The sequence below is a fragment of the Parachlamydia acanthamoebae genome, assembly GCF_000875975.1.
GTDB classification, from domain to species: domain Bacteria; phylum Chlamydiota; class Chlamydiia; order Chlamydiales; family Parachlamydiaceae; genus Parachlamydia; species Parachlamydia acanthamoebae.
On record NZ_BAWW01000003.1, the window covers coordinates 131,848 to 144,264 of the forward strand.

The 12,417-nt window shown below is 40.7% G+C and carries 9 protein-coding genes; 6 read left to right on the forward strand and 3 right to left on the reverse strand.

Annotated elements, in window-relative coordinates; all coding sequences use genetic code 11:
* Nucleotides 1-82: 82 nt before the first annotated feature.
* The 6 genes from AOM43_RS01790 to AOM43_RS01815 all read left to right on the forward strand — a co-directional run bounded on the left by AOM43_RS01790 (nt 83) and on the right by AOM43_RS01815 (nt 8,882).
* Nucleotides 83-1,882: an autotransporter assembly complex protein TamA gene (locus tag AOM43_RS01790; protein ID WP_059358787.1), complete on the forward strand. Its 1,800-nt coding sequence runs from the start codon at nt 83-85 to the stop codon at nt 1,880-1,882.
* The gene (locus tag AOM43_RS01795; protein WP_059358789.1) at nt 1,882-5,379 is read left to right on the forward strand and encodes a translocation/assembly module TamB domain-containing protein; all 3,498 of its coding nucleotides are present in this window, start codon (nt 1,882-1,884) and stop codon (nt 5,377-5,379) included. Before AOM43_RS01790 ends, AOM43_RS01795 begins: the two co-directional genes overlap by 1 nt.
* 130 nt (nt 5,380-5,509) lie before the next feature.
* Nucleotides 5,510-6,289: an MlaE family ABC transporter permease gene (locus tag AOM43_RS01800; protein ID WP_013924594.1), complete on the forward strand. Its 780-nt coding sequence runs from the start codon at nt 5,510-5,512 to the stop codon at nt 6,287-6,289.
* Nucleotides 6,290-7,060, forward strand: coding sequence for an ABC transporter ATP-binding protein (locus AOM43_RS01805; protein WP_006341892.1), 771 nt, complete (start codon nt 6,290-6,292; stop codon nt 7,058-7,060). It abuts the gene before it with no gap.
* Nucleotides 7,061-7,063: 3 nt separating this feature from the next.
* Nucleotides 7,064-8,275 (forward strand): MlaD family protein, encoded by a 1,212-nt coding sequence (locus tag AOM43_RS01810; RefSeq protein ID WP_006341893.1) that lies wholly within the window; start codon nt 7,064-7,066, stop codon nt 8,273-8,275.
* A gap of 37 nt (nt 8,276-8,312) precedes the next feature.
* Entirely contained in the window at nt 8,313-8,882 is a 570-nt protein-coding gene (locus AOM43_RS01815; protein WP_059358791.1) for a YqgE/AlgH family protein, read from the forward strand.
* 40 nt (nt 8,883-8,922) lie between these two features.
* Here the strand turns inward: AOM43_RS01815 and AOM43_RS01820 are convergent, their stop codons facing one another.
* The 3 genes from AOM43_RS01820 to AOM43_RS01830 all read right to left on the reverse strand — a co-directional run bounded on the left by AOM43_RS01820 (nt 8,923) and on the right by AOM43_RS01830 (nt 12,345).
* Nucleotides 8,923-9,759, reverse strand: coding sequence for an FKBP-type peptidyl-prolyl cis-trans isomerase (locus AOM43_RS01820; RefSeq protein WP_226987359.1), 837 nt, complete (start codon nt 9,757-9,759; stop codon nt 8,923-8,925).
* 65 nt (nt 9,760-9,824) lie between these two features.
* Nucleotides 9,825-10,772, reverse strand: a complete 948-nt coding sequence (locus AOM43_RS01825; RefSeq protein WP_039376414.1) for a hypothetical protein — start codon at nt 10,770-10,772, stop codon at nt 9,825-9,827.
* Nucleotides 10,773-10,923: 151 nt separating this feature from the next.
* Nucleotides 10,924-12,345, reverse strand: coding sequence for a phytoene desaturase family protein (locus tag AOM43_RS01830; protein WP_013924590.1), 1,422 nt, complete (start codon nt 12,343-12,345; stop codon nt 10,924-10,926).
* Nucleotides 12,346-12,417: the final 72 nt, after the last annotated feature.

Sequence of the window (12,417 nt, forward strand, 5' to 3'; positions counted from 1 at the left end):
CTTATTGAAAATAATCAGGTTAAAAGATCATAATTTCACTATTAGCACGACGAGAGTTTTATTCACGGATGATAGCAAAAAAATGAAACATAACCTTTATTTGTACTGTTTCATTGCTCTATTGATTCTTTTTATTCCTAACCAAGGGTTTAGCACTCTTTCTTACGAAGTGGAATTTTGCGGAGTCGATGACACGAAAACAAAAGAGCTTTTACAATCAGCTTCTGATCTTGTCCGCTTGCAAGATCGCCCCCCTACGACTCAGGCGATGCTTAATCGAAGAGCGGAGGCGGATATCCCTCAGCTCATCAAAGTCATGCATAGCTTAGCTTATTACAATGCAAAAATTGATGTCAAAATTGATTTTAAATCTATACCTATCGTCGTCCGCTTTCTTATTACACCTGGTCTCATTTACCCCTTCAAAGCCTTCAAAATTCAATTTGCTAAGCCCGAAATTTTAAAAGAAAGCATGACACCCGATCTCTTGGATCACATTCAAGCGGCCGATTTAGGCGTGGGAATTGGATGCACAGCTTACCCGAAAACGATCATCGAGGCTAAAGAAACCTTGCTCTGTCTCTTGGCTCGCAGAGGATTCCCCTTCGCCTGCATTTCAAAAACAGAGGTTTTTGCTGACCAAACAGCCAAAGATATTTCCGTTGTTTTGACGGTAGATAGTGGCCCACAGGTTTGCTTTGGCCCCATTAAAGTGACAGGAAATCGACGGGTCAAAACCCGCTTTTTCAACAAAAAAATTCGGTGGGAAGAGGGTGCATTATATGATACAAAAAGGGTAGAAGAAACCCAAAACGCTATCGAAGCATCACGTTTATTCAGCTCAGTTGTCATCACCCCTGAAAAACCAGAAAATCCAAACGACCATTTAGCACCTATGGTCATTGAAGTCACTGAAGGCAAACATCACAGCATCGGTTTGGGTGCCAGCTTCACCACACAACGGGGGTCTGGTGCAACTGCCGATTGGGAAAACCGCAATTTTAGAGGGGTTGGAGAAAAGCTTAGTTTTCATGCCAACCTTTGGCAAGAAACACAAGAAGTCTCACTTCTATTTGTTAAACCAGACTTTAGATGTCGAGGACAAGAATTTCACGGACTTTTAGAATACCAGTATGAAACCACGAAAGGCTATACAGAATCTTCTTTTAGCGTGTCTGGAACGATTGAAAGAAGAGTCAATAATCGCCTGTGGCTCTCATATGGCTCCATGTTCAAACAGTTAAGCAACACGCGTTCTGATCATAATGGTAGCTATCATCTGATCAAATTTCCGTTGCAATTACGCTGGACAACTGTCGACAGTCTCTTAGATCCTACTAAAGGACATTCTATTTACTATCGTTTAATTCCCACATTACAGGTTTTGAAACCGCAATTTGCCTACGCCACAACCACACTAACTGGGACCATTTATCACGCATTAAATCACTCTGGAAGCATTGTTTTGGCTGCGAAAGGAACATTCGGAACGATTCAAGGTTCTCCACGCCGCACCATTCCTCCTTCGGAACGTTTTTACGCCGGTTCTGAAACCACTTTGAGAGGTTATGCCTATCGAACAGTCAGCCCGTTAAACGACAAACATAAACCTATCGGGGGACGCTCCATGATGGTCTACTCTCTTGAAACCCGAGTTCATGCCACAAAAGACTTCGGTTGGGTCGGTTTTTATGATTTCGGAAATGTGTACGCATCTCCTCTACCTGAATTAAAACACAAGTTTTTGCATGCTGTAGGCATGGGTTTGCGTTATTATACCCCCGTCGGACCTTTGCGACTGGATGTTGCATTTCCTCTGAACCGGCGCAAACATGTCGATAGTGCCTATCAAATTTATTTAAGCGTGGGGCAAGCTTTCTAATGAAAAAATTCCTTCTTTTTATTGTATGCCTGGGACTGCTGTGCGGAATTATTATCACTCTTTTACCAGAAGGGACTGTCAAGAATGCTGTCTTGCAAATGGCTTTAAAACATCTTGAAGCTTCCAGTGATTTCCGTGTGGAAATCGAGTCACCTCAACTTGAATATCCTTGCACCATCCAGGCTAAAACAGTAAGAATTTATTCCAAAAACTCTTCCATCCCATGGCTATCCGCAGAAGACATCGAAGCTTGCATTAATCCCTTTGGTTTACTTTCTTCAAAACTCAATCTGCAACACGTTTATTGCAAACATCTATTTATTCAATCACTGCCCGAAATTCCTTTTTCATCTTCTTCAGAGGCTGATTTATTGCCTCTTCCCTTCTCGATTAAATTGGGACGCTTTGAAATCAAGCAATTTAATTTATCTCCATCTGTGATTAAAAAACTTAATCTTCACACCTATATGAAAGCCGAAGAGTTTGAAAAAGGGGTGGCTTTGGTTGGTGCATTTTCCTCAAAATCTTTATTCCCTTCAGCCAAAGGGGAACTATTTATTACGCCCTCTCATACCTCTGTGACCACGACATCTGCCGCTTTTACTTTGAAAAAAAATTACTCCAATTATTTTGCTCTCATCACTTTAAGTGAAACTTCCCAAGGAATTTTACAAAAACCTACATTCCTTGAGAACTCTACCCTTAGCCTTAGACTAGACGCGAACGGCAATGACAACCAATGGGAGGGCGTCGTAGAAGTTCTTTCAGAACCAAATCAAACCAACACGGATCAACTATTTTTGGAAGGATACGCAAAAGGAAATTTTGTTTATTTACCACATCAAATGCTCACTTTTCAGTCAATTGAAGGAAATACACAATTCGCTGATTTTTATGGAACGCTTAGCCTGGACTCTCAATTGGAATTGAGTCAAACCTCCTTCCATGCAGCATTTACGGATAATCCTTTTTCAATGACTGATCTTAAATTGAGCTCTGAAACGGAAATGGATATTTCGATAAAAGGGCCTCTTCTAACCCCCTCTTTACAAGCCATCTTTTATTCAGACAGCCTCGAAATAAAAGAATGGGTCGTTAATCAACCCGAAATTTCATTGACGGTCTCTCCCTTTACTGATTCCATTGGACGTCTTGCCATTACAGGAAAAAAGGAACTTATTCCTTTTCATGCAAAATCATTGCTCAATTTTAATCCTGATCACTCTATTCATTTTTTTAATGCCAGCATCGATTATGCTTCGTCGAACATCGAGGGAGACTTTCTTATTTTTCCTAGCACGATGACTTTTAAGGGACAAGCAAAAAGCTCGAAAATTTCACTTGCAGACTGGTTGCCTGATTGGGAAGGGACAGCTGAAGTTCAGGCCACACTCGATCGCGACCATCTTTTCATGAATGTTTGGGCAGAAAATCTGGCTTACCAACATCTATTGGCCCAAAAAGGACATCTTCAGCTAGAAGCAAAGAATATTTTTACGGCTCCTGGTGGCGACATTCAAGTCGAATTATCAAAGGGCTCATGGGAAGATATTGCTCTAGAAGAGTTGGTTTTTAAAAGTGCGTTTAGTCAAGAGACCTCCGTGTCCCCTTTTTCAATTAACCTAAAGGGCCATTACCAAAAACCCTTTCATATTAAGTCTGATGGAAAATGGAGCTATCAAAAGGAGCTGATTATTACACTCGATTCTTTATCGGGTGAAGCTTTAGACCAACCAATTTCTTTACGCGATCCTTTTGAAATCAAGTTGACAGCCGAAAAATTCGAAATATCACCTCTCTTCTTATCGATGGGCTCAGGCTACTTTTTTGCCTCCACAGAATATGCTCCAACTTTTCTACAAAGTACATTCCGCATTCATGATTTACCACTTGCGGCTGTCCATTTATTTGCCCCCCAGTTTCCCTTAAAAGGAAATGCCTCAGGACAAATCTTCCTATTCGGATCCCCAGAATCACCAAGAGGCCAGCTGAGCCTTGAGCTAACAGATGTAAAACTTGAAGAAGAAGCCTTTACCAAGTTTCCTCCCTTTAACATCTCTTTTCAGGCATCTCTCGTCGATCAACTTTTGGAGTGTACGGGACGTATTATCGGAATAGAAAAAAATCCCCTCCAAGGAGAGGCTAAAATCCCGCTTACTTTTTCCATTACGCCATTCAAAGCCTACATCGATCGGGATCTTCCTTTTTCGGCAAATTTACGGGGTAAAGGGCCCCTTTCTCCTATCCTCTCTCTGTTATTTGTAGATAAAATTTCAATTGATGGAGACGTGGAGCTTCATTTAGGTATGGAGGGAACGCTCAGCTTCCCTCAACTGCGTGGATACGTGGATTTACAAAATGGTTTTTTTGAAAGTATTAATGCGGGAGCCATACTTCGCTCAATTACGGCCAAAATTAGTGCCACGGGTCAACAAATGACTTTAGAGCAATTTTCTGCTAAGGACGAGAATGAAGGAACTATAAGAGGAACTGGTCGACTGTCTTTAAATGATCCTCTTTTTCCTTTCGATGCACAATTTGAATTAAATAAGCTACAGCTCCTGGATGTGGATTTCTTTCAATCGATTGCTAGTGGATCCCTCACTCTTAAAGGCAATAAAGAAGAAGGTCTTTTATCGGGAACCTTGACCTCCAATAAAACGCAAATGACGCTTCCCAATCAAATTTCTGAGGTCGCACATGCTGTGGAAGTCACCTACATTAACGTGCCTGCGGGAGAAGCTCTCCCTGCTTCTCCCCAAATCAAAAAATCTGAATGGCCTTTAAAGTTAAATATTCAGCTTAAGCTGCCTGCAAAAGCGACTTTTGGAGCTCCCAACCTCACCTCTGAGTGGCAGGGCGATCTTATCTTAAAAGGGACGGCAGATGATCCCCTCCTTGATGGGCAGCTTAAAATTGTCAAAGGATCTTATCTCTTTAATGGGAAGCAGTTCTTGATTAAAGAGGGAACAGTCAACTTTGCAGGAGATCCAAGCAACGATACCACTTTATATGTAGTTGGCTCAATGGATTTACATCGTATTGTTGCAGAAGTCATTGTCAAGGGACCCATTAAAAATCCTACGCTTGCTCTCAATTCTAATCCCCCTATGTCGCAACAGGAAATTTTATCCTGGATCCTCTTTGGCAAAGGACTTTCAGAAATTTCCCCTTTTCAGGGAGACCAACTAACCGCTTCCTTAACAGATCTGAGCCGGCAGCAAGAAGGTCCTGATTTGCTCACACGCATTCGCAATCAAACCGGGATCGATCGGATCGATATTAATAGAAGTGGTGAGGGAGATTCTGGGGATGTTTCATTTGAAGTGGGTAAATACATCACAAGTGGAACGTATGTCTCTGTGAGTAAAAATATGGGATCCGAGAGCAACGAAGTAAATATTGAAACAAGCATTATTAAAAACTTCAAGCTGCAAGCAGGTGTCAGTGACGATGCAAATGGCCATTTTGATATCATCTGGAAATATGATTATTAAGGAATATAGTTCAAAAAAAAATTAACTCATATTTTTTTTGACCCGAAACGGTTGTTTGCATACAATCGGCTTAAATCCCAAAATGCTTTTTTTTACCCTTCGCTAGTGAAATTTTATCTGCATGAATACAATGACTAAAATGCTCGCCACTCTTGGCGATTACTTTCTTCTGATTTTAAAAGTGATTTGGGTCACGATCAAGCGTCCTCCTGCATGGAGTTTGATCCGCGATCAAATGTTCGAAATCGGTGTGATGTCCCTTCCTGTTGTTGCCATCACAGGATTTTCTACCGGGCTGGTTTTAGCTGCTCAATCTTTCTTTCAGTTATCCGACAAAGGATTAGCAAGTGCCACAGGTTTAATGGTAACAAAGGCGATGATGGTTGAACTTGGTCCCATTTTAACGGCTTTTATGGTGACAGGCCGCGTCGGAGCCTCCATGTGTGCCGAATTAGGAACCATGCGTGTCACCGAGCAAATTGACGCCTTACGCTCGATGTCCGTTAACCCTTTACGCTATCTGATCGCCCCCCGCTTTATCGCTGGAACAACCATGCTCCCGCTGTTAACGATTTTCAGCTGCCTCATGGGTATTTTGGGCGGCTACTTACTTTCTGTGTATTATTATCAAATGCCCCCATCAACTTTTTTAGATCCACTCCCTCTTCACATTAAAACATTCGACATGGTAAGTGGATTGATCAAAGCATTTATTTTTGGGATTATCATTATTACCATTTCTTGTTATAGGGGATTATCGACGCGAGGAGGAGCTGCAGGTGTCGGCCGCGCCACCACAAATAGTGTTGTGATCTGCTATTCCGTTATATTGATTAGCAATTTCATCATCACCATCGGGTTGAATGGATCCTATCCCTATATTTCAGATTTTATTAGCAAGTGGTTTTAGATGCGCAAACAAATTATTATAAAAGACTTATATAAAAAATACGGAAAACTAGAGGTTCTCAAAGGACTCAACCTTGAAGTCTTTGAGGGAGAAACTTTAGTCATTCTAGGAAGATCAGGGGTTGGGAAAAGCGTTTTATTAAAGCAGATCATCGGCATTGAACAGCCAGATAGTGGCACGATCGAAATTGATGGAGAGCCCATCACTTCCCTTGAAAAAAGTCATACACCTTCTCGCATGGGAATGCTTTTCCAAGGCTCCGCTTTATTTGATTCGATGAATGTAGGAGAAAATACCGCCTTTTTTTTAAACCAACATGAAAAAAGCTTATCTGAGAATGAAATCAAAGAAAGAGTCAGCCACGCTCTCGATCTTGTTGGTTTGAGTGGCACAGAAAATATAATGCCATCCGATCTGTCGGGTGGAATGCGTAAACGAGCGGCATTAGCCCGCTTGATTGTTTACCATCCCAAAATCATCCTCTACGATGAACCGACGACAGGCCTTGACCCGATTACCGCGATGCAAATTAACGACCTTATCAATACGACCAAAAAAGAACTAAAAGCCACCAGCATTGTCGTCACGCACGATATTCGCTCTGCTATGGAAGTTGGCGACAGACTCGCCTTTCATCATGATGGCAAAATCGCGCAAATTGCTCCCAAAGAAGAATTTATGAAAATCGACGATCCCTTGTTACATGCATTTTTTGAAAATGCCATACTAACTAAAGATTTACTCGGTAGCCAGCAGACTAGGAGACCTTAATTCATGGCTGATCAAGCAAAAAACTTAATCATCGGCATTTTTGTTATCGTCGCTTTTGCGATTGTAATATTCATGTTACTTTTTTTACACCCATCCGTAGGTGACGAGGGAAAAAGGCTACGCGTAAGATTCTCGGACATTGATAAAATCTCCATTGGTACACGCGTCAATTTTGGAGGAAAACCAGTTGGGGAAGTAGCAGACATTCGTGAGCTTCAAGAAGCCATTGAAGAAAGAATTGGACGAGACGGGCATGTTTATATTTATGAATTAGAGTTGCTGGTCGATTCCGCTGTAAACGTATTTAACACAGACGAAATTTCTTTACGCACTTCCGGCCTACTCGGAGAAAGATCCGTCGCGATTACCCCTCTTCCACCAAAAGAGGGTCAAAAGCTTGAGATTGTGAATGATCAAGTGATTTATGCAAACGAATCGGGTTCTGTCGAAGATACAATTAAAGATTTGAAAGGTGTCGCGATAAAACTCGATCTCGCCTTAGATTCCATTAGCAGAGCTCTTAATGCCATGGAAGAGGAAAATGTGTGGCGTAATCTAGGAGATTCTATGCAAAATCTCAGCGACATGACAGCCGCCTTAAATAAACCCGATACCATTTCTGAAACGTTGAATAATCTGCATGACGTCACAGAAAAATTTGGAGAATCTTGGGAAAAAGTCGACGAATTATTGGATAACCTAGTTTCCACGACATCGAACACTAAAGCCATGACTAATGATGGGAAAGAAGTGTTTGCATCCATTAAAGAAGGCAAAGGAAGCCTTGGCACATTGCTAATGAAAGATGATCTCAATCTTAAAATCTCCTCTCTCCTAAGCAAAGGAGAAATCCTCATGAATGATGTTAATCACTACGGCATTCTCTTTCATTTGGATAAGCAATGGCAGAGATTGCGTGCTCGTCGGCTAAATCTCTTACAAAAGCTGTGTTCACCGCAAGAGTTTCGCAATTTCTTCAATGATGAAATTGATAAAATCTCAACTTCTCTTTCAAGAGTCTCTATGGTATTAGATGAAACAGGCTGCAACCCACCTTGTCTGCTGGAAAATGCGCAGTACAAAAAGGTGTTTGCAGAACTGCTAAGAAGACTTGCATCCACAGAAGAAGCTTTAAAAATGTACAATCAGCAAGTTGTTGATTGTGAAGTACAAAAAACCGAGTTAGTGCCTATGTGTTGTGAAGTGTGTCCCTAAAAACTTTTTGTAAGAGCTAAAAAAGATAAGGATCATTATGGAAAATGCCCCCTACTCGCAGATTCAAAAAGGAACATTCTTGATTGCCACGCCAGAAATTGATAGTGGGATTTTCTTTCGAGCAGTTGTTCTAGTTTGCGAGCATAATCCCAATGGATCATTTGGCATTATTGTAAACAAAAGCCTTGAACTTGAACTTCCTGAGGAGATTATCAACATCAATAATCTCGCAAATCCTCATGTGGGAATTCGAGCTGGTGGACCTGTTCAAACCAATCAAATGATGCTCTTACATACATCTAACCGTATTCCTAGTCAAACCCTACAAATTTGTGATAATGTCTTCTTAGGCGGTGACCTGCAATTTTTGCAAGAGACCATCTCGGATGAGCAAGGCCCTCACATCCACCTTTGTTTTGGTTATGCAGGTTGGGGAGCTGGACAGCTAGAAAGAGAATTTTTAGATAGCCATTGGTTTTTACACCCAGCTTCGGCACATCACCTATTTGACACTCCACCTGAAAAACTTTGGCAGGCCCTCCTGCGCGACATGGGTGGCAAATATGCTTCACTCTCCATGATCCCTGAAGATTTGACAGTCAATTAATGCAAAATGTGGCTGCTCAGCTTTAACAGAGCAGCCACATTTATCCAGTCACAGATTGTTTTTTGGCTTGATACAGATTCCAATGAATGCGATTAATTTCATCAAGCCATTCAAGTGGCAATTTCACAGTCTCATTGGATCTCAAATACTTGATCAACTCGTGAAGACTAAATTGCTTATCTCCCCATCTTAAATGATCCCACAACTTCCAACCTAAAACATAGGAATTTCTTAGCCGCAAGGTTGTAATCTCATCTTGAGAGATGTTAGGAAGGCTCTTTTGCATAGGTATAGGGAGAGGAGAAATCGTAGAAGGAGTGGATAAAATAGAAACAAGTTCGATGGTCGCTTCTATACCCACGTTAGGATCAAAAAGATAGCTATTTGCATAGGCATAGTCAGGATGGATATAAATTGTACGAATTTCCCCTTCTTTCATACCCAACATACCTTGAGCTAACCCAGGAATTACTTCAGAAAGATTCAATGACTTTCGATTTGCTGCTGCTTCTGGAAAAAAATCGTCAAACTTTTTAATGATATAGTTAGCTATAATGTGACCGTTTTCATTTGTTAAGGTATTTCCTGTTCCTTCTTTTACGGTGAGATAGCCTAATTTAGAAGGAACAACGAAATGAATGTTATCATCTGTTGTGAGTTGTTTTAACCAATGTTCCGAAGCAGTCAAATTTTTTTGACTTAAAAATAACCTTTCTTTTTCTATGAGCCGAGAAAAAACGTTTAAATCTTCTGATGAGAGATTGATCCCTCTTTGGCGCGCTTCTAAGCCAGCAATTAAAGCTTCGATTTGCTTTTCATCCTGATTGGGAACCCCTTGCTTAATTTCTTGAGCGATTAAAAAAGCTGCACATGGCATCTCCTCACTCCATATGAAAGAAAAATGCAATGCTAAAATAAAAAAGAAAATGGGATGGAATATTCTCATTCAAAAATGACCTTTAACACTTGCTCAAGAAAATCAGATTGAGACAAAAGATTTTGGATTTTTAATCGGTCCTTTTCATAGCTAGAAACAATATTAGTCGTTTCTTCGTCTTCATGAAAAATTGCGAATAAAGGAATTTCCGAAGATTTTTTTCGAGAAGAAAAACTCCTTGAAAATAAGAGCTCATACTCTTCTGCTAAAGTTGAGTAATTAAATGATAGAGGCGCTTTTTCTGCCGTAACTTTATCAAAACCAAGATAGACGTTTTGAAATCGATTTGGAAAATTTAATCTTTCACTCTTTGCTTGATAAGGAGGCATTTCTCTTGAACATAAATCTTTTTCAATTATTTCCAATCGCTGGTAAGACAAGGAATTAAAACTTCCAAATCCCAAAATAATTCCTATCAACACGTAATCATGAAGAAAATCCTGAGATGGATCAATCATAAAATTTAAGAATGATGAGGGGGTTACATGAGGTCCTAAAGAGTATCTGAATAAAGCTAAATGATCACTTATGACTTCTTGTAATTTTCTAGGATTCACCCAAAATAACTGATGCCATGCATCATATAAAGAATCCGGATGATCTTTTAAGCAAATAATTAAATTTTTAGAAGCAATGGAAGCAAAATACTTTTTCCAGACACGATACCCTTCAGCTAGTTCTACTGAATTTTGATGATTTTTGTTTCCGATCCAATTGACTTGAGACTTTTTTCGATCAAATATTCCCTCAGAGCAGGCTGGCTTTGAACCGTAGAGAACATAACCACCTTCGGATTCAGTGATCATTCTTTTAAAAAAAACATCAAGAATACACTTTTCCTCATTAGATAGTTTTTGAAAAGTATTTTCCCATGCGGGAATTACTTCACCACCATGAAAAGGCAAAATATATAAGGGATATAAAAAGAAAAAACAAAAGATTAGCTTAAACAAGTGAAGGATCCTGATATTTTATGCATGAGATCATCAAAAACATTTAGAGCAAGCACGCTAAAACAGTTAACACACTTCTAGCACACTGCAGTCAATGAAACATTGAATTGCTTCCAGGTTAATTCATTCCTCAGAAATATTTCAAAACTATTTAAAAGCACTGCTTAAGAGCTGCTTTAGCGGCATGATAGCCACACATACCATGAACGCCCCCTCCTGGAGGAGTTGAAGCAGAACAAATGTATAGTCCTTTACGCGGTGTTGAATAGGGCACTATTCTCGCAACCGGACGCGTGAATAGCTGTGTGAGGTCCTGTACGCCACCGTTGATATCCCCTCCCACATAATTGGCATTGTATTGCTCAAATTCTACAGCCGATTTGGTCGCTTTAGCCAGAATACAATCCTTAAATCCTGGAGCAAAACGTTCAATCTGTGCCTCAATAACCTCTGTCATATCCACGTTAGAGCCATTGGGAACATGACAGTAGGCCCAAGCTGTCTGCTTCCCCTTAGGAGCTCGAGTAGAATCAAATAAACTCTGCTGAGCAAGAATGATGTAAGGTTTTTGAGGGTGAACATTCTCCCAAACTTCTCTTTCCGATTTGGCGATTTCATCAAGAGTTCCCCCAATATGTACTGTACCTGCACGTAAACACTCTTTCGCCTTCCAGGGAATTGATTGACTCAACGCCCAATCCACTTTGAAAACGCCTGGTCCATAACGGTAGCTGGCTAGCTTACCCTTATAATGATCAGAAAGCTGATGATCTGCTATTTTTAATAATTGTTTTGGTGACACGTCGCAGAGGATTACCTGAGATGACGGAAGATCATCAATGCACTCAATATTTGTGTTTGTGTGAATTTCTCCTCCAAGAGAGCGAAAGAAAGATGCCAAAGCATTGGCAATATTTTGTGATCCCCCTTCAGGTAGTGGCCAGCCTGCCTTATGACCGAGTGTCCCTAGAATAAGACCAAAAGCAGATGTTAAGGAGCGCTCTAAAGGCATCATCGAGTGAGCTGCAAGCCCTCCAAAAAGACCGCGAGCCCGTTCCTCACGAAAAAATTGACATGCTAAGCTGTAGGCAGGTTGTAAGCATAATCCTGCAAACCAAGCCATTTGAATAGGGTGCTTCGGAAACCTTAAAGGTCCCAATAAATCATCAACAAGATTATCCCACTTTTGTACACAAGGCTCTAAAATGCGTCGATAAGCTGTTGCATCGAGACCTAATATTTCACTTGTTTTCTCGATGGAGCTTTCAAGAATTGCGACCGATCCATCATCGAAAGGATGCGCCAAAGCAGCCGAAGGAAAAATCCATTTTAATCCGTGCTTTTCAAGAGGCAATGAACGGAAGAAGGGCGACCCCACTCCTAAAGGATGGATGGCCGAACAGACATCATGAACATATCCAGGCAGAGTAAGCTCGGCTGAGCGCATTCCTCCACCTATCGTATCTTTCGCTTCAAACATCCCTACGGAAAGACCGGCTTGGGCCAGTGTAATAGCCGCTGCAAAACCATTGGGTCCTGTTCCAATCACAACTGCGTCGTAATTTTTAGACATATTCCTCATATTTTTTATGCTGATTTATGCGTAGCTAAGCACAAAAACATATTAAAACAAATTCTAAAAATA

Excerpts from the sequence above, each read along its gene's own strand:
- AOM43_RS01790 (WP_059358787.1), top strand. The coding sequence starts at position 83 with ATGAAACATAACCTTTATTTGTACTGTTTCATTGCTCTATTGATTCTT.
- AOM43_RS01795 (WP_059358789.1), top strand. The coding sequence starts at position 1,882 with ATGAAAAAATTCCTTCTTTTTATTGTATGCCTGGGACTGCTGTGCGGA.
- AOM43_RS01800 (WP_013924594.1), top strand. The coding sequence starts at position 5,510 with ATGACTAAAATGCTCGCCACTCTTGGCGATTACTTTCTTCTGATTTTA.
- AOM43_RS01805 (WP_006341892.1), top strand. The coding sequence starts at position 6,290 with ATGCGCAAACAAATTATTATAAAAGACTTATATAAAAAATACGGAAAA.
- AOM43_RS01810 (WP_006341893.1), top strand. The coding sequence starts at position 7,064 with ATGGCTGATCAAGCAAAAAACTTAATCATCGGCATTTTTGTTATCGTC.
- AOM43_RS01815 (WP_059358791.1), top strand. The coding sequence starts at position 8,313 with ATGGAAAATGCCCCCTACTCGCAGATTCAAAAAGGAACATTCTTGATT.
- AOM43_RS01820 (WP_226987359.1), bottom strand. The coding sequence starts at position 9,759 with ATGCCATGTGCAGCTTTTTTAATCGCTCAAGAAATTAAGCAAGGGGTT.
- AOM43_RS01830 (WP_013924590.1), bottom strand. The coding sequence starts at position 12,345 with ATGTCTAAAAATTACGACGCAGTTGTGATTGGAACAGGACCCAATGGT.